Annotated in this window: 20 protein-coding genes; 9 read left to right on the top strand and 11 right to left on the bottom strand. The window is 58.7% G+C overall.

Annotation, left to right across the window (positions count from 1 at the left end):
- Window positions 1-7: 7 nt before the first annotated feature.
- The 4 genes from HIJ39_RS04875 to HIJ39_RS04860 all read left to right on the top strand — a co-directional run bounded on the left by HIJ39_RS04875 (window position 8) and on the right by HIJ39_RS04860 (window position 5,164).
- Entirely contained in the window at window positions 8-943 is a 936-nt protein-coding gene (locus tag HIJ39_RS04875) for an ABC transporter ATP-binding protein (RefSeq protein ID WP_169097303.1), read from the top strand.
- Window positions 936-1,658 carry an ABC transporter permease family protein gene (locus tag HIJ39_RS04870; RefSeq protein WP_169097301.1) on the top strand — a complete coding sequence of 241 codons (723 nt, stop codon included), beginning with the start codon at window positions 936-938 and terminating at the stop codon, window positions 1,656-1,658. Before HIJ39_RS04875 ends, HIJ39_RS04870 begins: the two co-directional genes overlap by 8 nt.
- A 360-nt stretch (window positions 1,659-2,018) precedes the next feature.
- Complete coding sequence (locus HIJ39_RS04865; protein WP_207711482.1) at window positions 2,019-2,906, top strand: MBL fold metallo-hydrolase; 888 nt, start codon at window positions 2,019-2,021, stop codon at window positions 2,904-2,906.
- A gap of 1,058 nt (window positions 2,907-3,964) precedes the next feature.
- Window positions 3,965-5,164 (top strand): hypothetical protein, encoded by a 1,200-nt coding sequence (locus HIJ39_RS04860; protein ID WP_169097273.1) that lies wholly within the window; start codon window positions 3,965-3,967, stop codon window positions 5,162-5,164.
- Window positions 5,165-5,293: 129 nt separating this feature from the next.
- Here the strand turns inward: HIJ39_RS04860 and HIJ39_RS04855 are convergent, their stop codons facing one another.
- The gene (locus tag HIJ39_RS04855; RefSeq protein WP_169097297.1) at window positions 5,294-7,756 is read right to left on the bottom strand and encodes an MMPL family transporter; all 2,463 of its coding nucleotides are present in this window, start codon (window positions 7,754-7,756) and stop codon (window positions 5,294-5,296) included.
- 200 nt (window positions 7,757-7,956) lie between these two features.
- On the opposite strand from HIJ39_RS04855, the gene HIJ39_RS04850 reads away from it, so the two are divergent.
- Window positions 7,957-8,643 carry a TetR/AcrR family transcriptional regulator gene (locus HIJ39_RS04850; protein ID WP_169097295.1) on the top strand — a complete coding sequence of 229 codons (687 nt, stop codon included), beginning with the start codon at window positions 7,957-7,959 and terminating at the stop codon, window positions 8,641-8,643.
- Window positions 8,644-8,756: 113 nt separating this feature from the next.
- On the opposite strand, the gene HIJ39_RS04845 is transcribed toward HIJ39_RS04850, so the two are convergent.
- The gene (locus HIJ39_RS04845; RefSeq protein WP_169097293.1) at window positions 8,757-9,674 is read right to left on the bottom strand and encodes an aldo/keto reductase; all 918 of its coding nucleotides are present in this window, start codon (window positions 9,672-9,674) and stop codon (window positions 8,757-8,759) included.
- 149 nt (window positions 9,675-9,823) lie between these two features.
- Between HIJ39_RS04845 and HIJ39_RS04840 the strand changes: the two genes are divergently transcribed.
- Window positions 9,824-10,813 (top strand): quinone oxidoreductase family protein, encoded by a 990-nt coding sequence (locus HIJ39_RS04840; protein WP_169097291.1) that lies wholly within the window; start codon window positions 9,824-9,826, stop codon window positions 10,811-10,813.
- Between the two features lie 13 nt (window positions 10,814-10,826).
- On the opposite strand, the gene HIJ39_RS04835 is transcribed toward HIJ39_RS04840, so the two are convergent.
- From HIJ39_RS04835 to HIJ39_RS04815, 5 genes are all read right to left on the bottom strand, one after another.
- Window positions 10,827-12,236, bottom strand: coding sequence for an amino acid permease (locus HIJ39_RS04835; RefSeq protein WP_207711481.1), 1,410 nt, complete (start codon window positions 12,234-12,236; stop codon window positions 10,827-10,829).
- A 199-nt stretch (window positions 12,237-12,435) separates the two neighbouring features.
- On the bottom strand, window positions 12,436-13,449 hold the full coding sequence (locus HIJ39_RS04830; RefSeq protein WP_169097289.1) for a helix-turn-helix domain-containing protein: 1,014 nt from the start codon (window positions 13,447-13,449) through the stop codon (window positions 12,436-12,438).
- Entirely contained in the window at window positions 13,446-14,360 is a 915-nt protein-coding gene (locus tag HIJ39_RS04825; RefSeq protein ID WP_169097287.1) for an ATP-binding cassette domain-containing protein, read from the bottom strand. Before HIJ39_RS04825 ends, HIJ39_RS04830 begins: the two co-directional genes overlap by 4 nt.
- Window positions 14,347-15,081, bottom strand: coding sequence for an ABC transporter permease subunit (locus tag HIJ39_RS04820; RefSeq protein ID WP_169097285.1), 735 nt, complete (start codon window positions 15,079-15,081; stop codon window positions 14,347-14,349). Before HIJ39_RS04820 ends, HIJ39_RS04825 begins: the two co-directional genes overlap by 14 nt.
- Complete coding sequence (locus tag HIJ39_RS04815) at window positions 15,078-16,040, bottom strand: extracellular solute-binding protein (protein WP_169097283.1); 963 nt, start codon at window positions 16,038-16,040, stop codon at window positions 15,078-15,080. Before HIJ39_RS04815 ends, HIJ39_RS04820 begins: the two co-directional genes overlap by 4 nt.
- 133 nt (window positions 16,041-16,173) lie before the next feature.
- On the opposite strand from HIJ39_RS04815, the gene pyk reads away from it, so the two are divergent.
- Window positions 16,174-17,610, top strand: a complete 1,437-nt coding sequence (gene pyk, locus HIJ39_RS04810; protein WP_243239353.1) for a pyruvate kinase — start codon at window positions 16,174-16,176, stop codon at window positions 17,608-17,610.
- Window positions 17,610-17,801 carry a PEP-utilizing enzyme gene (locus tag HIJ39_RS24015; RefSeq protein WP_243239352.1) on the top strand — a complete coding sequence of 64 codons (192 nt, stop codon included), beginning with the start codon at window positions 17,610-17,612 and terminating at the stop codon, window positions 17,799-17,801. Before pyk ends, HIJ39_RS24015 begins: the two co-directional genes overlap by 1 nt.
- Here the strand turns inward: HIJ39_RS24015 and HIJ39_RS04805 are convergent.
- On the bottom strand, window positions 17,788-18,660 hold the full coding sequence (locus HIJ39_RS04805) for a hypothetical protein (RefSeq protein WP_169097281.1): 873 nt from the start codon (window positions 18,658-18,660) through the stop codon (window positions 17,788-17,790). The two genes, HIJ39_RS24015 and HIJ39_RS04805, sit on opposite strands and share 14 nt — an antisense overlap.
- Window positions 18,661-18,794: 134 nt before the next feature.
- Between HIJ39_RS04805 and HIJ39_RS04800 the strand changes: the two genes are divergently transcribed.
- Window positions 18,795-20,021, top strand: coding sequence for an aspartate kinase (locus HIJ39_RS04800; protein WP_169097279.1), 1,227 nt, complete (start codon window positions 18,795-18,797; stop codon window positions 20,019-20,021).
- Here the strand turns inward: HIJ39_RS04800 and thrB are convergent.
- The 3 genes from thrB to HIJ39_RS23655 form a co-directional block, all read right to left on the bottom strand.
- Window positions 20,018-20,983, bottom strand: coding sequence for a homoserine kinase (gene thrB, locus HIJ39_RS04795; protein ID WP_169097277.1), 966 nt, complete (start codon window positions 20,981-20,983; stop codon window positions 20,018-20,020). The two genes, HIJ39_RS04800 and thrB, sit on opposite strands and share 4 nt — an antisense overlap.
- Window positions 20,970-22,013 carry a threonine synthase gene (gene thrC, locus HIJ39_RS04790; RefSeq protein ID WP_169097275.1) on the bottom strand — a complete coding sequence of 348 codons (1,044 nt, stop codon included), beginning with the start codon at window positions 22,011-22,013 and terminating at the stop codon, window positions 20,970-20,972. Before thrC ends, thrB begins: the two co-directional genes overlap by 14 nt.
- Window positions 22,014-22,040: 27 nt before the next feature.
- Window positions 22,041-22,255 (bottom strand): hypothetical protein (locus HIJ39_RS23655; RefSeq protein ID WP_207711479.1); only part of this gene is annotated, 215 nt, incomplete at its 5' end.

Here is a 22,255-nt window from a genome sequence, read left to right as displayed (position 1 = left end):
TGAAGTCATGGAACAGTATGCGGTCGAGTGTCATGGACTCTCCCGACGCTTTGGGAACCGCCAAGCCGTGTCCAACCTGGATTTGGCCGTGCCGCGCGGCAGTGTCTTTGGATTTCTGGGACCGAACGGTGCCGGAAAAACCACGACGGTGCGCATGATGGTGGGAATGCTCGCGCCAACATCCGGATCCGTCGCGGTGTTGGGCTTGGATCCCATCTCTCATGGGGCCGAGGTCCGGTCGCGCTCGGGGGTCATGCTAGACAATGTGGGGCTTTACGACCGTCTATCCGCCGCCCAGAACCTCGAATTGGCCGCCCGGATCGCAGGGATTCCCATGCATGAGCGGGGCGACCGGATTAAGGAACTGTTGCAACGCGTGGAACTCTGGGATCGACGGAATGACCGCATCTCCGGGTTCAGTAAGGGCATGCGTCAGAAGGTAGGGCTGGCCCGCGCCCTCATGGCGAACCCTGACTTATTAATCCTAGATGAACCAACCGCCGGTCTCGACCCGGCGAGTATCGTCATGGTGCGGGAGCTCCTGGTGTCTCTGGCTCAGGGATCGGGCCGCACGGTATTTCTCTGCACACACCTCTTGGGTGAGGCTCAGCGCATGTGCGATCAGGTCGCTATCATCCAATCCGGCCGGCTAGTCGCCATGGGGAATCCCAACAGCCTAGGCCAGGCAGAGGTACCCACCGTCCGCCTCACCTTATCCGGAGGCGACCCGCATTCTCTTCGGAATTTGCCGTTACCCGAGGGAACCCGACTCGACTTTTTAGGCGGTCGCGAGTGGCGGGCAACGATGCGCCAAGTCGATGATGTGGAGATATTGGTCTCCCGTCTCGTCGAGGCTCAGATCGGGGTGCGAGCCGTCGTTCCGGAACAGGTCTCGTTGGAAGAGGAATACTTGCGACTTCTCGGAGGTGAAGACCATGCGTGATTTAAGCACCATGCTGTGGAAAGAATTCTTTGAGCTCTTCGGGAACCAGCGTTTTCTACGAATTTTTGCGCTCGTGGTGTTGGCTTTTGGCATCTTGCCGACCTTGTCGACAGCCCACCATCATGGGTCCACAGCGGTCGAAAGCGCGGCTTTGGTCACCCTCCTTCGGGCTCTATTTGTGCTCTTTGCCACCGTGGTGATGGTATCCCAAACGGCCCCCGATATGGTATTGCACGAGCGGGTCGGCCATACCTTGGACTATCTCTTGACCACGCGCCTTCCGGAGTGGGCCATTTTTGGCGCCAAAGTGCTGATTTCCTCGCTGGTCGGCTATGTTGCCGCTATTTTATCCATGGGGGTCCAGTTGCTGGTGGCGGCGGCATTGAGTGGCAATGGTCTCCATTGGTTGTTTTTAGCGACCGGTACAGGACGCCTGATTGCGCTCGCTTTCTCGGCCGGCCTAGCCTTGTACACATCGATCGTGGGGACGTTCGTCGCCCTTAGGGTCGGAGATCAACGGGCTGCCTACCTGGTCACGATGCTCTCGGTGGCCATTCTTCTCGTCCCCTTCTTCTTGGGATGGTTGCACGTTCATTTGACGTTAGCGTGGCTGTCCCACGCGGCTATCATTTTTGGAATCTTTACGGTGGCCTTGGGGATTGTGGGCCTGAAAGCCTTCCGCCGGCATATGCTGGTCCTCTATTTGCAGGAATAGCGGCAAAGGGGCGGTCACCGCCCCTCGCTTTCCTAAAATGGCGTCGGCACGGGACTCTAGCGTTCGCCGTTCGTACCAAATGACGGATGCTCTTCGCTTGGGACGCGGAAGAACCCCCGCATATCCGGACGCTCACGTTTACCGCCGAAAAGAATTGTCGAAATCGAAACCTCCCCTCATGAATCCTGAAATCCGAAACCCCACCGGAGCTTTCTTCGGAACAAAGCCCCGTACTTATGCAACTAAAATAATGCCGCTCATATAGAAAGCCAATCATGGGTCCTGCTACAATGAGAGCAAATGCGCCAAGGTGCCCGTCACGCCCCGGCAACACCAGAGGTGAGCCCATTGGAGAGCCCCATGGAAGTGGACCAGCTTGTATGGAATTATGGCCGAAAGGGAGAACCGCCCATTCAGGTGCTCTGGATTGGCCACCACACGGTAATTCTCCGCCAGAGCAAGCGTACGTCGTATGAGGCCCCCTTCTTGTATCTCCTCTTTGGATCGGTGAGGGCCATCTTATTCGATACCGGGGCGACACGAGACCCGGCCCGCTTTCCCCTTCGCGAGACCGTCGACGACCTGATGGCGAGTTGGTTATCCAGCCATCCCCATGCGGAACCCTATGAGCTGATCGTGGCACACACCCATGCTCATGGAGACCACGTGGCCGGAGACGCACAGTTCCACGACCGGGCTCACACCACCATCGTCCCCCATTCCCCGGAGGACGTCGCGAAGTTTTTTGGGCTCACGTCCTGGCCGGAAGGGCGCGCGTTGTTCGACTTAGGCGGAAGGATATTAACCGTATTCCCTATTCCGGGTCATCAAAAAGCGTCCATCGCCGTCTATGATCCCGATACAGAATTTCTACTGACCGGTGATACTGTTTATCCTGGGCGCCTCTATGTCCAAGACAGCGAAGCCTTCCGCCAAAGTTTGGAGAGGCTATCGGCCTTCGTGGATGCCGTACCTATTAGTCGCGTCATGGGCTGTCATATCGAGATGACCCGCACGGCCGGCCGAGACTTCCCTATCGGCGCCACGTATCAGCCACGGGAAGCTCCACTTCCCATGACCTCCCGCGACTTGAAAGAGGTTGCCCAAGCGGCCAAAGAGTCCCTAAACAAGCGGGGTGTCCATCGCCGGGACCGTTTCATCATCTATCAAGGCCAACCGATGGGCGCGCTGTTAGTCCATGCGGTCCGATTGCTGCTGTCCCGCGTTACGTCCCCGGAAAGGTCCTGAGCACCGAACCTATTTTTGAAGGGGTGGCCTTCGCGGGAGCCAGTTTAGCGGGGTGTCCCTTCCGGGCGGTTCCAGAAGCTATTTGCCCGAGGAACACTCCAGTTCGTTCAAGCTAACCAGTCGTACTCTCTTGACAAAGCTCCCACAAGTGCCAACATCAGGACCGATATTGGGGAGAAGCGACCCATTTAAGGCACCGTCTCATGTACGTTTCCGACGCAGATTCCACTTCGTCCCGCATAAATCGCTGCTCTTAAGATTTTACATTGATAATAAGTCGGTCTATAGATAGAGATATGGATCCATCGACTGTTCGGAAGCAATATCGGGTAATGCCACCACGGACTGCACCGGTTCATGATGGCGTATCCAGGAGAGGGCAGAGGTCACCGCAGGAGGAAACGACGTGCACCGCGCCACGCTGTTCGGAGGGGCTCCCGACGCATCGTGCCACACCCAGCTAGCATCGAGATTGTGGAAGACAAGCGTGTCGGTGATTTTTGAAATCCGCCTTTGACTTCCGCCTTGCCTAATATTCCATGTTAGAACCCTTCATTGACTCATTCATCTCTTTTCTGTGCATGGGATGCATAAAGCGACCCTCCGCGAAACGCCCCCGCATCGCGCCGGATGGCCAGAAAGGTCTTCTAAAGCGTTTCCTCCACAACGTCGTCGGGCAGCTCCCGATTTGTCAGATAGCGGTATTCCCCGGGCGAAACCGCAAGATACAATTCCTCAAACGCATTATGGTCTTCAATCTGGCGGAGGTTCGGCCGAGCGCCTCATTTCTTGGTCCGTCGGAATGAGCGGCAGGGATTCACGTCTTACCCCTTCATTCGCACAACAACGCCGATCGGTTCACGGGATCCCAGTCCCGGTGCAGGTTCGGAGGTCATGCGATCGCGGCCCGCCGGCATCATTTTCCTGCTCAGGCCATTTTTCTGGACGGAACTCGCACGATCCTAATTTTTCCAGAATAGGATACGCCTGAGCCTTAGACCATCTTCAAGGCGGCCATGGCCCATTGACTATCTTTCTGGAACAAGGAGTGTGCAAAGATGCGTGAAAACCGTGGCATGATTGTCGTTGAAACGCAAGAGGACACCCTAAGCGGGACCGAGTGTTCGCTCCGAGCTGCGGTGGAGGCCGCCAACACGGGGTCCACCGTGGCAGGTTGCCGGGGGAGGCGTGGCCATAACATCATTCAATTGCCCGCTGGCGAATACCACATGACCTTGGGTACGCTCGTCGTCTCTGGCAACATGACCATCATCGGCGACCCGGAAGCCAATGGCGCCTCCGTGATTATTTCAGGGTTGTCCACCGCGAGCGTCATCACCGTCACCCAGGGCGGTCGCCTCACATTGTTCGGAGTGACGATTACGGGAGGCGGGGGATCGCAGGGCGCTGGCATCATGAACCACGGGTTTGTGATGGTCCGAAACAGTACACTTACGCACAACGTGGCGAACGGAGAGAACGGGGCCACGTCTCCGTGCACGAGCACCTACGCTGGGAACCAGGATTGTGCGGGTGGCGGTGGTGGCGGAGGAGCAGGGCTCGGAGGCGCGCTGTACAATACAGGGCGGGCCACACTCGTCCAGGCCGTGGTGAGCTCCAATTCCGCCGTCGGCGGTGACGGCGGCGGCTCGTTTTATCCGCTGTCTCTAGAGTTCTGTGACACCGGCGGCCAGGGTGGCGGACCCGCGGGCGGGGTAGGCGGCGGGTACACGTCATGTTTTGGCGAAGGGACCGATGGGGGTGCAGGTGGCTTCGGCAGCGGTGGCGGCGGTGGTGGTGCCGCTGCGTCAGCCGGTGGCAACGGTGGACCAGGCGGGTTTGGCGGTGGTGGTGGTGGTGGTGGCGGCGGAGGTCGGACTTTGGGCTTCCAAAACGCACACGGCGGGCCTGGTGGCTTCGGTGGCGGCGCTGGGGGCGAACCCGGCGGGAGCGCTGGGGCAGGCGGCGGCGGGGGTGCCGGCATCGGAGGCGGTGTTTTCAACGATGGCGGCATCGTGCATATGGCCCACTGCCAGTTCACGGACAATCAGGTGGAAGGCGGCTTGGGTGGTGCCTTTGGCGGCGCCGAGAATGGTCAGGGGCTCTGCCCAGACGTATTTGCCTACGGTGGCCTCATCACGATTGGAGGCACCACATTGTCGGCGACCGGCTGCACCGCGAACGGCGGTGTCATTAAAACATTCGGGCTCCCAAACCCGCGTAACGGGGATTGCCCTCCCATCTCGGAGGCCCAATAATCTGAACGTCTCCAACTTGGCACCCCCTCCAAAGTGGAGAGGGTGCCCGTGGCCTTTTAACAAGATTCGCATCCGGGGCCGCCACTCGTCACAGATGGCGCAGAAATCATCGCCGGTATCACCCAGGGACTATTCCGGGGCGGCTTCCGGGGTCGTATTATCCCCCCGGGCCAGTATCGTGCGTACCAACTCCAAAGCCTTTTTTAGTCGCTCCTCTTCCTCGAGCGTGGCCCCGGGACGCGCCCCGTGGCGGGCGCTCCACGCCGCTGCGACCGCCAGTATTAAGGCGCGCGTCTGATTCGAGATGGCTCCCGGCTCCCCGTCCTGGGCCCTGAGCGCGGCCACCAACGTATCACCCTCGACGTCGAGATTAGGCAGTCTACGATGCAGCCACTGGGGAATCCACCAGCTCTTGTCGCCCAACAGGGCCATTACGGCTGGGACCAGCGTAAGCCGGATGATGAAGGCGTCAATCAAGATTCCCAACGCCAGGGCGAACCCGATTTGTTTGATTTCGATGTTTGGGCTAAAGATGAACCCGGCAAAGACAGAGACCATAATCGTGGCGGCAGCCACCACGACACGGCTTGCTTGGTCATACCCATCAATGACGCTGGCGGTGCCCCGATGGCCGTGCACATGTGATTCTCGCATAGAACTGACCAAGAACATTTCATAGTCCATGGCCAGGCCATATAGGATTCCTGTCACCAGAATGGGCAAAAAACTCAACAGGGGTCCCCCGGTGTCGAAACCCAACGCGGCATGGAACCAGCCCCATTGGAACACCGCCGTGGACATGCCGAAGGTCGCCAAAATGCCGAGCAGAAATCCCACCGTCGCCTTAAGGGGGACCATTATGGAACGAAACACTAGCAACAAAATGAGGAATGACAGGATGACGATAATGCTCACGTAGATGGGGAAGACATGGGCTAACTTGGCCGACATGTCGATGTTGAGAGCGGTCATCCCCGTCACCCCAAGAGCGAGATGGTTGTTTGCGGCAACTCGCAAGCCCCGGGACCGCAAATGTTTCACCAAGTTGATGGTGGCTTGCGCATTCGGCCCGGATTTTGGTATGACACTCAATACGGCTAATGTGCCGTGCGTGCTGATCCCCATCGGCGCCACTAGGGAAACATCGCCGACCTTCTGCACGCCTAGCACCAGACGGCTTAGCACCGTGGGGGTAATCTTCTGTGAGCTGCCGCGAGGTTGGGCGACCACCAACAGCGGGCCGTTAAATCCGGGCCCAAATGCCGAGGAAATCGCGTCGTAACTTTGACGTGATGCGGTGTTCAAGTTCGCCGTCGCCCCCGACGGGAACCCGAGCTTCATTTTTGTGCTCGGGATTGCCGCGGCCCCGAGCAGCACCACCACCCCGACAATGACGAGCCAGCGGCCGGTAATGACGCCGTGTACCCATTTATGCGCCCACCGCGGCCGGCTTTGGTTCTGTTTCGTGCCCTGTGCGCGCCCACGGATTCGCTCGCCAATCAGACCCAATAATGCGGGAAGCAACGTCAACGCCAACAGCACCGTGATGGCAACCGTGGCAGCGGCGACCAACGCCATGACAGACATGAACTGAATACCCATCACGACCATGGCGCACAAGGCAATAACCACCGTGCTGCCGGAAAAAAGCACGGCTGTGCCGGCGGTGCCCACCGCGCGGCCCAGAGCCTCTTGCGCATTCAGCCCGTGGTTGATCATCAACCGCCGTTGCCGATTGACAATAAAGAGAGAGTAGTCGATTCCCACGGCCAATCCAATCATGAGGGCCAACACCGGGGTGATGTTGACGACCGGGAAGAATTTTGAAAACGCCAGAGCACCGCCCACACCGACGCCCACGCCCGCCAGCGCGATGAGTATAGGAAGCCCCGCTGCCACGACGGAGCCTAGCGTGACGAGAAGGACAATGGCCGCCACACCTAACCCGATGAGGTCTGTCGATCCTTCTTGGGGGACTTGTTGCTGAAGGGAATAGGTCGGCAACACCGTAATGCCGGTCCCATGCTGCGCCGACTTCGCGTCACGAACGATCGTGCTAAGAAGCGTTGAGGACACCGAGGTATTGGGCACGGTAAACTGGAACTGAAACAGAGCCACCCGGCCGTTGGATGACACGATTACACCCGGGATGGGCACCCCGTGATCCATCAATGGGCCATAGCGTGCGCGATGACCGCCGAACGCAGCCGTGCGAGAAAGAGAACGCTCCGGTTTCGCGGTATTTTGAGCCGATGGGGTTCCTTTGGCAGGGTTGACGACGTCGTGAAGATGATCGACGCGACGGACAACCCGGGCAAGCGCCGCTAAACGCTGGGGGGTGTCCAGCCGCTCACGCTTCGGTGCGGTAAATACCACGCTGCCCTGTCCCCCGGACAATTTGGGCATGGCGCGATGCAGCCTATCCAAAACCTGCTGTGCCTCGGTGCCCTGAATGGTCATGTTGTTGCTTATATGGACGCCGTTGACACCCAATAACGTGGCGAGGATGCCTAAAATGACGACCCAGCCGACGATGAAGCGCCAGGGGTTCCGATAGGCTTGTTGGCCCACCCTGTACAAGAAGGTCGACATCGACCAATACATCTCCTTTGGACGGTGGCGCTTTTGACGCATGCAATCCCGTGATCGGGAGAGTGCTTCCTTCGCCCTAGAATGTGTTGCAATATAGCGGGCCATCGATCTGGACGATGTCAACATGTGCTAGGATATCGTCCAAAATAGACAGTGTCAATATTCGCGTGTGCTATCCTTGAAGACGAACATCGTTACCGTTGGGAAGAGGTGTCGGTACGAACCAGGAAACACGTCCCTATCATCATGGCGACCTGCGGCGTGCATTGCTCGATGCAGCTTTGCAACTCATTGCTGAGCGTGACACCCCGGACGTGACCCTGCGTGAAGTGGCGCGGAAGGCGGGCGTGAGCCATAACGCCCCGTATAATCATTTTGCAGATAAAGCCGACCTCATTGCGGCGCTGGCCATCGAAGGATTTCAAAAGCTGGAGGCCTCGCTCGAATCGGCGTATGACAAGACCGAGGGAACCCCGTTGGCGCGCACCATCGCCCTTGGTAGCGCGTACGTGCGTTTCGCCTTGGAACATCGCGCGACCTACCGCCTCATGTTCCGAACAGACTTACGCGAAACAGACCGCGATAGCGGCAACAGTCGTGAGGCCGTGGAGCTGGCTGCCGAAGCCGCGCTTCAGATTGTGTTACAGGGCATCGCAGCGGCACAGAGCGCCGGAGAGATTGAACACGAGACGTCGGCAGAGATGCTGACGTTGACGCTCTGGTCGGCGATGCACGGCTTGACGGTGTTGGTCTTAGACAATCTCGTAGATAATGTCTTTCTTAGTAAAGTCGACCACCTTTTGCTTACAAAGCAAGACGGGTCGTCTCTTGAAAAGACGGAGCAACTGATGGCTCAGGTGATACGCATGGTGCTGCAAGGTTTATAAGTCGTGAAAAGCCATGGAGCATGCCGGGCTCAGGCAGGCCCTTGCGGTGCGGCAAACTGCGCGATCCGTCCAGTCAAAGCGGGCTCGTACAATGAGCCCGCTCCAAACCCTCTTTAAGGAAGAATGTTGCCGGCGCCGCGATAAATCTCGTACCATTCCTCACGACTCAAGTGAACATCCGCTGCCTTGACGCAATCGATCAGACGCCCAATGTTCATGGTTCCGATAATCGGTTGCATACGGGCAGGATGCCTGAGCAACCAGGCGATGGCGATGGTGGTGGAATTCACCTGGTGCGCTGCGGCAATGCGATCCAAGGTCTGGTTTAAGTCTTGAAACCTGGGATTTCCAATGAACACGCCTTCGAAGAACCCGTATTGAAACGGTGACCAGGGCTGAATGGTGATGTCGGCAAGACGGCAATAGTCCAGTACACTGCCATCACGGTCGACGGCGCTGTGATTCTCCATGTTGACATTAATGCCTTGGGAAATCATGGTGGCGTTGGTGATGCTCAACTGCAACTGGTTGGCGATGAGCGGCTGCTTGACGAACTTCCGTAAGAGCTCGATCTGCATCGGCTTTTGGTTGGATACCCCAAACCAGCGGACTTTCCCACTTTGCTCTAAGAGATCAAAGGCTTCGGCCACCTCTTCCGGCTCCACCAAAGCATCGGGACGATGGAGCAGCAAGACATCCAGATAATCGGTCTTCAGCCGCTTTAGACTACCGTCAACGGCGTTCAAAATATGTTCCTTGGAGAAGTCGAACATGCCCTCGCGAATGCCGCACTTGCTTTGCACGATGAGGCGCTCACGAACGGCGGGATTCATGTGTAGTGCCTCAGCAAAAAGCTCCTCGGAGCGGCCTTGGCCATAGATATCGGCGTGGTCGAAGAAGTTCGCGCCTTGATCGAGCGCTGTGCCTAAGTACGCCTCGGCCTCTTTCAACGATAGCGCGCTTAGGCGCATGCAGCCGACCGCAACGACAGGCACTTCCAGCGTGCTAGATCCGAGTTTCATGGTTCTCATAGGTGTCATCCCCTGAATGCGACGTTGTCAACCTGACCGATTGTGACACATCGCATGCCTCGACTCAAGGACAAGGAGGGGCGGAAGGAAATGGCACACGCGAAGCGAATGGAGTAGGAAACCCATTTCCAAAGAAAGAAGGGATGAGGATGAAAGCTGTTGTGGTGACGGCGTTGGGAGGTCCCGAGGTGTTACGCCTAGAGGAGGTGGCCGCGCCCGAGCCTCAGCCGGGCGAGGTGCTCATTCGGGTTGCCGCGACAAGTGTTAACTTCGCAGACATTAAAGCCCGGCAGGGTCGATATCATGGCGCCGGACAGCCGCCGTTCATTCCCGGTCTAGACGCGGCGGGTACCGTCGAGGCCATTGGCGATGGCGTTGGCAGCGTGGCTGTGGGCGACCGGGTCATCGCGTTTCCCAAGGGCGGGTCCTATGCCGAATATGTCGTCGCGCCGGCGAATCTCGTGTTTCCCATACCCGCCGCCGTCGACTGGGATCAGGCGGCCGCGTTGCCGACGGTGGCGTTTACCGCCTACAAATTGCTCCACGACGTGGGCCGTGTGGTCCCAGGGGAGCGCGTGCTGGTTCACGCGGCCGCCGGCGGGGTCGGAACGACAGCCATTCAACTCGCCAAGCTCATGGGCGCGTCAATGGTGATTGGTACGGTAAGCCGCAAGGAAAAGGCGTCCGTCGCGCGAGACGCGGGCGCCGACGCGGTCATCAATTACAGCCAAGAGGATTTTGTTGCCCCCGTACGTGAGCTGACGGATGGTCAGGGGGCTGACGTCATCCTAGACTCGGTTGGGGGAACGGTAGCGGAAAGAAGTCTGGAAGCTTTGGCCTGGTTTGGTCGGTTGGTGCACTTCGGCAGCGCTAGCGGGGAAACGGGCCATATCCGCGTGGGTGATCTCCATGCCAGCTGCCGGGCGGTGTTGGGATTCAGCTTAGGAACGGCGCGGGCTCGCCGTCCGGAATTGCTGAAGCCCGCGGCCGATGCCGTATTGGCCTACGTTCAATCAGGGCAACTCGCGATGCGGATTGGTCGCCGCTATCACCTTCATGAAGCGGCGGATGCACAAAAATGGATGGAAAGCCGCGAGAGCACTGGTAAAATCGTTCTTCTGACCAAAGAGGCGGAATGACCCGCCTCTTTGGTTAAGGTGACGCTTCCTGGCTGTTGGGATCAGGGCGGTCGCTATTGTGCTGGCGGGCGTAACTAAACCACCATACAATCAAAAACACCAACCAAACCGCTCCCGACCAGACGGAGACGTCGGTTAAGGGCGAAATGGCAATGGCCACTAAGGTCGCGGCAATCAAAAGCAGGCCGATGACCGGAACGACCGGCCAGCCTGGGGTTGGATAGTGCAACTTGCCTTTAAACCGCTTGCGAAACAGCATCTCCGAGACCAAGATGGTGCCCCAAGTCCACAACGCGGCAAAGGAGGCGGCGCTTGACATCCACACGTAGACAGAATTGGGAGCCAAGTAGGTGACCAAAATGCCGACCGAAATGCCCAAGCCTGTCGTCCACACGGCCCACTTGGGCACTTTCTTGGCATTCAGTGTCCTCATGCCGGAAGGAAGAAATCGTTCGGTGGACATGGAAAAAATCATCCGGCTGCCTCCGTAGAGGCCAGTATTGGACGAGGAAAGGCCGGACGTAATGATGATGGCGTTGATGATGGTGGCGGCAGCCGGAACGCCAATGCGGGCGAACAACAGCACATAGGGACTGGTGTGGCGTCCCGCCAGCGCCGACCAAGGAAAGGCCACCAGCATAATGAAGACCGAACCCAAATACAGAATGAGAATTCGCCAGCTCACATTGGTGACCGCACGCGGAATGGCCTCCATGGGATTTTCGGACTCACCGGCGGTCACGGCCAGGGTTTCCACCCCGCTATAGCCAAGCACCACCAATGAGAAGGCTTGCAACATCCCGCCAAGCCCCTTGGGGAAAAATCCGTGGTAACGCCACAGATTCGGGAAGCCCGCCTCATGATGGCTTGTTCCGAAGAGAGCAATAATCGCCAGCAAGAGGCCCACCACAATAAATGCGCCGATGGCGAAAATCTTAAGAACGGCAAACCAGAACTCGACCTCGCCGAAGACTTTCACTGAGGTGAGATTGGACGCCGTAAACAGCACTAAAGCAATCAATCCCGGAATCCAGGGAGGAAAGCTGGGAAACCAGTACTGCACCAAGAGACCAATGGCAGACAGCTCTGACATGACTGTCGCCACCCAAAAGAACCACCACATTCCGCCGGTAATAAACCCGGCCATCGGTCCCATGGTCCGATCGGCATGACGGCTGAACGATCCAGCCACGGGGTCTTCCACGGTCATTTCGCCAAGTGCCCGCATCATAATGAGAACAATCAACCCGCCGATGGCATAGTCGATGAGAATGGATGGCCCGGCCAGCTCCAAGGCTTGACCCGATCCATAAAACAATCCCACCCCAATGACGCCACCCATGGACAACAGTTGCATCTGACGGTCGCTCAGGGCACGTCTCAGGCCTTGACTATCCAACTTTTTGCGACGACGTGGCGGCAAGCAATCACCTCTTTTTATGGGGATAGCATTCCTCCCCGCCCAGGAGAAATACTTCGCAGGGCTCAGTGCTCTTTTAGGGTATCAAACGGAAGCCGTTGAGGCATGGAGGCTCTGTCACGACCCGGGTTCCGGAGAGAGCCTCTCTTCGCATGAGGGGGCGGGAGCAGACGTATGCACCAAGTTTGGGTCGCATACGGCCTTATTCTCTCCATTTCCGGGCTAAATGAGGAACGGCGTCGAGACGGCGGGCCAACTCTTTGGTTCTCAAGGCTTGTTCAAACGGCGGGAACCAAGAGCTTTTGGCATCGCTGGCACGAATCCATAAATCGTAATGTTCAAGAACCCAGGGGGTAAAATCCAATCCCATCAGCACAGCTTGTGGGCCTAAGCCTACGCCGGCCCAAGTAGGATGCAGGGCGACGGCATCCAGCAGCGCCTGGTGGGTGCGAAAGACTTCCGCCTTGAGATCATGGGGACCCCGCCTCACGTATAGTGCGTGGGCTTCGCTTCCGGGGTCCCGAATTGCCACCCGCTGGAGCCGGGCATGGTCGGGCCGGGTAGCCAGGCCTTCTTCCCAGGCGATGTAGGGAATTTTAAGATGGTCGATGCTGACCCAGTTGTCGGGATTGTAGACACCGCGCTCAGCGTCAAACAAGTGGGTTCCGGCGATATGCAACAATCCGGCTCGCCAGCTTTCGAGCGCCCGCGTGCTGGATAGCCAGACGCCCTCTAAGAAATGTTGGGGGCTCACGGCGTGAAATATTTGACTAAGCCAGGGCACAAACGGATCGCAACCTCCGATGAGAATGACATCCTCTGGGTGCCGGGCGGACGGAAAGGGACGAACCTCCCCACTGACGGGATTATAGACTGCGTCAGGCGGGGACGGTGTCGCCAAAAGGGAGATGGGTACCAACACCCGGACCCCTTGGATGAGGCTCCACACAATGGGAATGGGCACCTGGGGTGAAACGGCGTCCAGCCACAACATTTGGGTGGGAACGCTGGTGCTGAGGCGGTGTGCCGAGGCCAACTGATCAAGCGACAGATCGAGTAAATCAGCCAGGCGCACGGCAGTCTCGAAGCTGGGGGCGTGTTGGTCGCTTTCCAACGCGACAACGGTTTGTCGCGAGACGCCAAGCCTTCGTGCCAGCTCGCTTTGTGGCCATTGTCGCTGACGGCGGGCTTGCTGAATCATTTCGCCAAAGGTCATGATCGGGATCCCTCCTCCCCAAAGGCCGTGATGACGGGCCTAATGACCGCAATTCCGTCCGTGTTCGGGTTCTCCGCCAAGGGTCCGTTCCAATGCCAAACACGGTCTCTGGTGGTTAACCGGTATCGGGCGCGAAGCCGTGATAAGGGTTGCATTTCAAGATCGCCAGGGACATTCACGGGGGCATCCGATCGCATTCCCGGCCTTATCGCATCCGGGTGGAGCCACAACCATTGATGGGGCTCTAAGTGTACCGCACCTATAAATCCCATAAGGCGTGCCATCTCCGCCGTTTGTGGGACGATGGCTGATGTGGCCTGTGGCCCGAAGAGCCGGCCGTGCTCAACGTAGGCGATATGATCGGCCCATGATTCTGCCTCAATCCAGTCGTGGGTAGAAAAAATCAGCAATCGGTCGTTGGGCCATCGGTCTTTAAGGGCCTCCCAAATGGCGGCGCGATGCGGGCGGTCAATGGCGGACAGGGCCTCGTCCAACACCAACACCAGTGGATCGGAGGCTAGGGCGCGGATCAGCGCGGCCCGCTGCTGCTCACCGCCCGAGAGAGCCTTGGGGAGTCGGTTCCAGAGGTCGTCCAGGGCTAAGATGTGCTTCCAGTCATCGACGACTTGTGGCTCCACCCGGCGCACCCATTCCGTCTGCGAGCCCACGGTGCGATGAGGAACTAAGCTGGGACGCTGAGGGACATAGCGAATGGGTCGTGTATAAGGAGGCTGGGCGTCCAGACTTTCTCCCCGGAATGCAATGTGGTGCTGCTGGGGTTGATCCAATCCTGCCAACATGCGAAACAACGAGGTTTTGCCCGCACCGGAGAGCCCAACCACAGCGGTAATGCCCGATTGAAACGTCATCTCCCCCTGAAGCCGGAGCGTATTGATGCTAACGGTTAACATGGCTGTATCTCCAGTTTAGCCAGACCGGAAGGGGTAAAGCGGCAACGATGAGCCAGAGGGACAGGCCTAACGCTGCCGGCAACCCTTGCTCTTCGAGGGCGATCCAAATTTGCACAGGGAGTGCGCTCGGGTGATAGGCGACCACAATCGGACCGCCAAATGCGCCGACGATGCGAGCCCAGGCCATCGCTGCCGCCACGGCAAATCCGGTAACAGATAAAGGCCACAAGACGTACCAAAAGGTTTCACGCGGCGACTTGCCGAGTGCCCAGGCATCTTCTTCGAGAGATCGGGGGATGGTGCGAAGATAGCCCCAGGCGGCAAACACGAAAAAGGGCAGGGACTCATAGACTTCTGCCAACACTAAGCCAGGAAATGTGTTCGTCAGCGTAATGGGCGACACCGGGCCTGCTAGATAGGCTAGGACAAGCCCCAACACCAGCGGCGGCATGAGCATGGGAATAATAAGGCAGGTGCCCCAAAATCGCTGCCATCCGGGGCGAACCCGGCGACCAAGAAACCAGGAGAGCGGTACCCCGAGCAGCACATCCACGGCCAAGGCCAAAATCCCCGAGGTTAGGGTGGTCCGTAGGGCGGAAAGGTTTTGGGGGTTGCTTAACGACCGGGTAAAAGATCCGGCATGCAACGCGAGGACTGCCAACGGCAAGAACAGCAAGATAATGCCGACAATCCCAATGGCTCCCAAAAGGCGGCTCATCATCGCACCAGCGACCGAAGCGTCTTGGGCAAAGCCTGGCGCGCCCCTACGACCTGGGGCGGCAACACGGTATACCCGGCGCTTTTCATCCAATGTTGTCCCTTCGGCCCAAGAACATAGCGGACAAAGGACAGTGCTCCGGGGCTGGGCTGCCCCACCGTGGTGATGTCAATGGTCAGCGCGCTTCCATGCACAACGCCGGAGGAGACCCGGACCGATGCTTGAGAATACCAGGCATTCTGGCTCGGGTCCGCGAAGTTCAGATCCTGGGGAAGGCGGATGAAGTCCAAATGCCGCTGTTCTGCTTCTGACAGAAAGGCGCTAGACGCATCCAAGGCCCCCGATTGCAGAAGAGTCAGGATGCCTTCCTCGGAATAGACTTGGTGCGGGTTGTCAGGGACTCCGAGAATCTTTGACGCCGTGCCCGCCGGCAAGTGGTATTTTTTCTCGGCTAATTCCACCATCATGTAGAAGGCTTGCCCTTGGGGGTCGGTGTTGGGGTTGGTGCGTCCCAAGCGAAAGCCGGGGCTTTGCATGAGAGTAAACAAATCGCTGAGCGGCTTTTTTCCTTCTTTAATGGCGGTAAGTTCGGTCCCGTAGCGCGACTTGGGGTTGAACGCAATGACTAAGGGACTCGACGCGAAGGATACAGCCCAACGGGCCTGATGCGGCTCAAGCAGTTGAATGGGTGCGTACCCCATGCTTTCAAAGACGTTGGCAGCGATGGTGTGAGAGCGGATTTTCTGAGCCATGCCAAGCGCGCCGCCTCCCTCGCCCTGGTAGGCGTATCCGGTGGCTTTTTCAAACTGGGGACCGATAATCTGGTCGTTCACATCTTCCAGCGATCCGGCATAAGCCACGGTGACAGTTCCCTGAGGCTTGGCGGTGGGCGTCTTTTCCCCGCAACCAGCCAACAGCGCGGTGCCCAAGAATCCAACGACAACCCAACGGATGCGACGCATTGTCCCACTCCTGTCAAATATCGATGACATTAGTGTAAAGATTGTGTGACGTCAGTTCAATATCCGGCATGGCCGAGCCTCTGGTTCTTTGATATGGTAGAGCCGGAACATAAAGGAACAATGAGGCGATATTATGCGGAGAACGAAAATAGTGGCCACCTTGGGTCCGTCTTCGACCAATAGGGAAGTCTTGCGCCAATTGGTCGAACAGGGACTTGACGTGGCCCGGATCAATCTGTCGCACGGAACTGTGGATCATCATCGGGTGGTGATCCGGTTGGTACGGGCGATTGAGCAGGAAGCGGGCCGGCCCATTGGGGTGCTGCTAGACACGGCAGGGCCCGAGGTGCGCATCCGGACCCGCAACCCGGCGGGGCTGAAGCTTGTTCACGGGGCGGAACTGATTTTAGGAACCTCCGATGATGCCGATTTGAGGCCTAATCTTCCCGCATTGCTCTCGTATCTGAACGTGGAGGATCGGCTCGTGCTCGGGGACGGCAACTTGGCACTGGCGGTGAAGGAAGTCGGCGACGTGGCGCGCGTGGTGGTCGAGTCCGCCGGATTTTTGGACGACAATAAGAAAATCACCTGCCCCGGGCAAGTCTGGCCGCTGCCTGTGCTGACTGACCTGGATCGAGCGGCTCTCGCCATGGGGATCGAAGAAGGCATTGACTGGGTGGCGGCCTCGTTTATTCGCACGGCCGACGATGTTGTCCAGGTTCGGCGATATCTCGAAGAACTGGGTTCGGCTGTGCCGATTATCGCCAAAATTGAAACCAAGGCGGCAGTCGAGAACCTGGAGGCGGTCGTGCGCATGTCCGACGGAATTATGGTGGCTCGGGGCGACTTGGGCGTCGAGTATCCGCCCGAAGATGTGCCCTGGCTGCAGCGTGCGATAATCAGCGCCGCCAATCGAGCCGGCAAGCCTGTCATAACGGCCACCCAGATGCTGGAATCCATGGTGCATGACAATCGGCCAACCCGGGCAGAAGTCACGGACGTGGCGCATGCCGTGCTGGAAGGTACAGATGCCGTGATGCTGTCCGAGGAGACCGCCGCGGGAGACTTTCCGGTGGAGGCGTTGGCTGTCATGGCGCGTACGGCGGCGGCCAGCGAGGCGCACCTCACAGATCCGCCCAAACCCCGATTCATCTCCGGAACGGTGACCGACGGAGTTTGTCATGCAGCGTTGACGGCAGCCGAGGATTTGGAGGCGCGGGTCATCGTGACGGCCACCGAAACGGGCCATACCGCGTTTTCGATGGCGGCCCACCGGCCGCACGTGCCCATTTTGGCTGTCACGCCCTATGAGGAGGTGGCGCGACGGCTGACGTTAGTCTGGGGAATTCAAAGTCAGTTAATCAATGAGCACCGTTCACTGGAGGCAATGGTGTCAGATGCGGTGGCCATTGCCGTGCGCTACGGCTGGGCTGATGCGGGCGACCGGGTGATTGTCACAGGCGGAGCACCGGTTGGCCAAGCGGGATCCACCAATGGACGCCGCCCCGTCTCGTCGTCTTTCGGGCGGTTTCTCGATCACAGCCCAGCGACGGTGAATGGACTCCGTTAATGGAGGCGGCTCTGGCGATTGTGGCGGAGGAAGGCGGGTTGACGTCGCACGCCGCCGTGGTCGGTGTCTCGTTGGGAATCCCGACGGTCGTAGGCGTGGCTGACGCCACCCGGGTGTTGACCACCGGTCAAGCGGTAACAGTCGATGCCGTGGGCGGGCTGATTCTCACGGGAACGCTTAGGGCCAGCTAGGCTTGGCCTTGGAGGATGCCAGGCGATGCGTTTCCGTGATGAGCGTCCCGACACCGATGACGACCACCGTCACCATGACCAGAATGGTTGGGAGGCCCAAATGGGCGAGGTTGTGAATGTGAAGGCCCGTCGCCACACTAAAATTGGCCCACTTGGGGAAAAGCAGCCCAAACGCTCCCGCCAGGAAGAAAATGAGGCCGCCCAACCCTAACGTATTGCCGGCCGTTTTCAACGATACCGTACGGACGTCCTGCTGGTTAAGCCCCAAGTGGCGGCTTAACCAGCCAAAAAGCCCGCCGGCCGCCGCTTGGATCAGGGTCGTGCCGACGCCAAAGGCCAGGCCAGGCAGCCATGCTAGCCAAGCCGACGGCATTGATGGCGCCAGCACCGTATAAATGATGATGGCAAAGGCGCCAAATCCCCAGCCGGCGATGAATCCGTGGACGATGGGCATCCACCAAGCAGCGTCGTGCAGTTCTGGCTCGCTGTGCGCCTTGTTGTGCCCGAAAGCGAAGAGGTGCCAGTGCTGCCCGCGGAAAATAGCTCGCGCCGCCCATATCATGGCAATACCCACCACGACGTAAATTGAATAGTTGAGCGCCGACCCCAGCCTCAGCCAGCGATCCAGGGCCAAGTAGGCCAACTCGCTGGCCAGCGCCCGTTGCAGGGTGAAGGAGGCGGAAAAAGTTAGTCCTCGTACCACCCCGGTTTTGGTTGAATAGCTTCCAATGGCGTAGCTGAAGGTGATGGGCCAGGTGTGTTCATCGGGTGTAATGCCGTGAACCATGCCCAACAGCACCGCTGTCAACAACACTGCACCGACCGCGAGTCCTGCATGTGGTTCCCAAAGGTTCGGCATCTATTGTCCCTTCTTTGTAAATGCGAATTTCTTGCATTTAGAATATAATCGTGAATGTTGGTTGTCAAGAGCCTTCCTATCGCATGCGGACATTATCTGCGCTATTATCGAGAGAAAACCTCAGGGGTGAGACGGTGCGCATTGTACAAAAATTCGGCGGCAGTTCGGTGAAGTCTCTGGAATTGATTCAGGCTATAGCCGAACGGGTGGTGCGGACCGCGTCCGCGGGTCATGAGGTTGTGGTGGTTGTCTCGGCCATGGGGGACGCGACGGACCACCTGCTCGATTTGGCGAGTCAGGTCGATGGGCAATCTTCGCCAGATAACCTGGATTTTCTGCTGGCAACGGGCGAAATGACGTCCGCCGCCTTAATGGCGATGGCAATTAACCGGCTGGGCCGTTCTGCCCGGGCCGTCATGGGCAGCCAAGCGGGTATTTTGACGGACGGCCATTTTTCCGAAGCACGCATTCTCGCGGTGCGGCCGACCACAGTGGAAAGCTGGCTTGGAGAGGGCATTATACCGGTCGTGACTGGCTTTCAAGGGATCTCTGGCGAAGGGCGGCTAACCACCCTCGGGCGTGGGGGATCGGATCTGACCGCCATTGCCCTTGCATCTGCCCTAAAGGCGGACGCGTGCGAGATTTATTCCGATGTGCCGGGCGTGTTTACCGCTGATCCTCGCATTGTGGCTGATGCGCGCGCGCTAAGCCAATTATCGTATGATGAAATGATGGAGTTGGCTTCCCAAGGGGCTCAGGTTCTCCAGACACGGGCGGTGTTGTATGCCCGTCAATCGGGCGTGGCCGTTCAGGCGCGTTCCACCTTTGATGAACATGAGCCGGGCACCCGAATTGACGAAAAGCAGACCTCGCGTGCCCCCCGTTGGGTTACGGCGGTGGCGTTGGATACTCATCTCACCAAAATCGGGTTGGTGGGTGTGCCGGATCGGCCGGGCGTGGCGGCTTTGGCGTTGGATCGGTTGGCCCAAGAGGGCATCAATATTGATTTGGTGTTTCAGGCCTTATCTCACGACGATCTCCGGGCGGATATCGCCTTGACAGTGGCTGACCGCGATCGAGAGCGAGCAATGGCGGTCTCGCAGGAGACGCTTCGCGCCTTGGGCGGGCGATCTTTGCTGGTGGATGGAGACATCGCCAAGATTTCCGCCGTGGGCGCCGGCGTCCGCAATCATCCGGGTGTGGCGGCGGCTATGTTTCGTGCCCTGGCGGATGCAGGGATTAACATCCAGATGATTGGTACCTCGGAGATTAAAATTTCCTGCATCATCGCCCGTAGCGATGCCGAGCGCGCCCTAAACCATGTTCATCAAGTTTTCGAGCTCAACGACTCACAAGGCTAGTGCCAGGCACCTGGGCCCAGTTGCAGGCGTCGGCGACTCCCGCCCCGGCGCCACTGCCAGCTGTCCAAAACGCATTCGGCGCCAAACGAACTGGGGGTCACGTCATGGAGTTGAAAGGCCCCCGGAATCACCTCAAGGGCGGCACGGGTTAACGCTTGAGCGACTTCCATGGCCCGTTCCGAAGGAACGAGGCTAAGAATAGTGGGGCCGGATCCGGAAAGGGCGGAGAAAGCGGCGCCGTGACTAAGCGCGGCCTCAATCAGAGGCCCCATCCCGGCGACCAGTTTCTGGCGATATGGCTGGTGCAACCGGTCTTCGCCTGCTTGTCTGAGGTGCGACCAATCTCGGCGGTTCACCGCATCAATCCATAGAGCTAGGCGTTGGGCGTTGAAGACGGCGTCCTGAATGGGAACGGAGGCCGGCAAGACGCGGCGGGCATCCTCGGTCGAAACGCGGTAGTCGGGAATTAATAATAGGCACCGGAGATCCGGCGCCGGGTAATTCTGCACGCGAATAGCCCCCTGGTCATCCCACGCCAGGATGAATCCTCCGTAAATGGCCGCGGCGACGTTGTCAGGGTGTCCTTCCAGACGGGTTGCGATGGCCAATAGCTCTTCTCGGGAGAGGCGCTTCGGCAAAAGGGTGTTGGCTAAGGTGAGACCCGCCACAATCGCCGCGGCACTTGAGCCTAGGCCCCGGGCCAGCGGAATACGGCTCTTAACGGTCACACGGCCGGGCGGGATGGGCTTTCCCGATACCTCTCGATAGAGGGTGGCAGCGGTCCGCCAGACTAAATTGTCAGGCCCTTCCGGCACGATGCCCTGCCCCTCCCCACGGACGGAGATGCTCACCTCCTTGGCCTCGGAAAACCAAACGTCGAGAGACAGGGAAAGCGCCAGTCCTAAGGTGTCAAACCCCGACCCAAGGTTGGCCGCCGTAGCTGGAACTTTAATGTGCCACATGAGATTCCGCCTCGTCCAAAACCTTGGCAAAAAGCCCGTCAATCTCCTCAGCGCATACGCGGTATTGGCGCGACGTGGCCCAACTCAGCGGGGTTGTGGCGTCCTTTAGGCCGTTTCCGGTCAGCACCACCACCACCGGGCCGGCGGGAAGCCTGTTTTGCTCGCGCAGTCGCTTTAAGCCGGCATAGGCGGTTGCAGACGCGGGCTCCGCAAAAACCCCACCATGGGCGAGCTCTTTTTGAGCTAAGAGAATCTCCTCATCGCTGACACCGAGAAAAGCACCTCGTGATTGGGTGACGGCCTCTTCGGCCAAATGGCGACTGGCTGGCTTCCCAATGCGAATGGCGGTGGCGATGGTGTGCGGTTCGTCGATATCACGGCCTTGCACCATGGCGCTGGCTCCTGCCGCTTGAATGCCAAACATTTGGGGAACACCGTGTTGGTAGCGGCGAAATCCGTGAAAATAGGCGGAGATGTTGCCGGCGTTGCCAACCGGCAAGACGAGGGCCGCCGGAGCGTGACCCAACGCGTCCACGACCTCATAGGCGCCTGTTTCCTGTCCCCGAAGCCGCCACGGGTTGACAGAGTTGACTAAGGCCAATTTGGAATTTTGAGCAGCGGCACGACGAACCTCGGCCAGTGCATGGTCGAAGTTGCCGTCCAAACTCACCAAAATGGCGCCATGGACCCGGGATTGCAATATTTTTTGTTCGGCCACCTGACCGTCGGGCATCACTACCAATGCCAGCATCCCGGCGCGCGCCGCATAGGCGGCGGCTGAAGCCGCCGTGTTTCCGGTCGAGGCGCAGATGACAGCTTCGGCTCCCTGGTGCCGGGCAACGGATACCGCAACCGTCATCCCGCGGTCTTTAAAGGATCCCGTGGGATTGCTGCCTTCGAGCTTTAAGAAAATATCACTCTGGCCCCAATGCCCCCATCCAATCAGCGGGGTCATACCCTCCCCCAGAGTCACGGGCTCCAGATCCGGCAGGTCAAGCCAAGAATGATAGCGGGCGATGATGCCAGTCATAGTGGGGACCTCCTCGTATAAAAAGAATTAGCCTACTAGCCCAAGACCTTGGTCTCGGGGCTTGCCGCGTAGCGGCAAGCGGCTGTCTGCATCTGGAAAGATCTGGCTTGCCAGATCGGGTTTCGTCGACGATGCTCGAAGCACATCGGGACGATTCAAGGCTGTTGACCTCCTGCCGCTGAGACGGCTTTCTAAGTCTGTGAGTCGGCGACGCCTCTTCGTTACAGCTAACGCGCGGGATG

Source organism: Sulfobacillus harzensis (genome assembly GCF_012933365.1).
GTDB classification, from domain to species: Bacteria; Bacillota; Sulfobacillia; order Sulfobacillales; family Sulfobacillaceae; genus Sulfobacillus_B; species Sulfobacillus_B harzensis.
The sequence above is the reverse complement of the archived record's forward strand: the minus strand, read 5'-3'. Positions and strand labels throughout refer to the sequence as shown.

Excerpts from the sequence above, each read along its gene's own strand:
- thrC (WP_169097275.1), bottom strand. The coding sequence starts at position 22,013 with ATGACTGGCATCATCGCCCGCTATCATTCTTGGCTTGACCTGCCGGAT.
- HIJ39_RS04855 (WP_169097297.1), bottom strand. The coding sequence starts at position 7,756 with ATGTCGACCTTCTTGTACAGGGTGGGCCAACAAGCCTATCGGAACCCC.
- HIJ39_RS04875 (WP_169097303.1), top strand. The coding sequence starts at position 8 with ATGGAACAGTATGCGGTCGAGTGTCATGGACTCTCCCGACGCTTTGGG.
- thrB (WP_169097277.1), bottom strand. The coding sequence starts at position 20,983 with ATGTGGCACATTAAAGTTCCAGCTACGGCGGCCAACCTTGGGTCGGGG.
- HIJ39_RS04830 (WP_169097289.1), bottom strand. The coding sequence starts at position 13,449 with ATGACCTTTGGCGAAATGATTCAGCAAGCCCGCCGTCAGCGACAATGG.
- HIJ39_RS04865 (WP_207711482.1), top strand. The coding sequence starts at position 2,019 with ATGGAAGTGGACCAGCTTGTATGGAATTATGGCCGAAAGGGAGAACCG.
- HIJ39_RS04860 (WP_169097273.1), top strand. The coding sequence starts at position 3,965 with ATGCGTGAAAACCGTGGCATGATTGTCGTTGAAACGCAAGAGGACACC.
- HIJ39_RS24015 (WP_243239352.1), top strand. The coding sequence starts at position 17,610 with ATGGAGGCGGCTCTGGCGATTGTGGCGGAGGAAGGCGGGTTGACGTCG.
- HIJ39_RS04820 (WP_169097285.1), bottom strand. The coding sequence starts at position 15,081 with ATGATGAGCCGCCTTTTGGGAGCCATTGGGATTGTCGGCATTATCTTG.
- HIJ39_RS04845 (WP_169097293.1), bottom strand. The coding sequence starts at position 9,674 with ATGAGAACCATGAAACTCGGATCTAGCACGCTGGAAGTGCCTGTCGTT.
- pyk (WP_243239353.1), top strand. The coding sequence starts at position 16,174 with ATGCGGAGAACGAAAATAGTGGCCACCTTGGGTCCGTCTTCGACCAAT.
- HIJ39_RS04870 (WP_169097301.1), top strand. The coding sequence starts at position 936 with ATGCGTGATTTAAGCACCATGCTGTGGAAAGAATTCTTTGAGCTCTTC.
- HIJ39_RS04815 (WP_169097283.1), bottom strand. The coding sequence starts at position 16,040 with ATGCGTCGCATCCGTTGGGTTGTCGTTGGATTCTTGGGCACCGCGCTG.
- HIJ39_RS04825 (WP_169097287.1), bottom strand. The coding sequence starts at position 14,360 with ATGTTAACCGTTAGCATCAATACGCTCCGGCTTCAGGGGGAGATGACG.
- HIJ39_RS04805 (WP_169097281.1), bottom strand. The coding sequence starts at position 18,660 with ATGCCGAACCTTTGGGAACCACATGCAGGACTCGCGGTCGGTGCAGTG.
- HIJ39_RS04840 (WP_169097291.1), top strand. The coding sequence starts at position 9,824 with ATGAAAGCTGTTGTGGTGACGGCGTTGGGAGGTCCCGAGGTGTTACGC.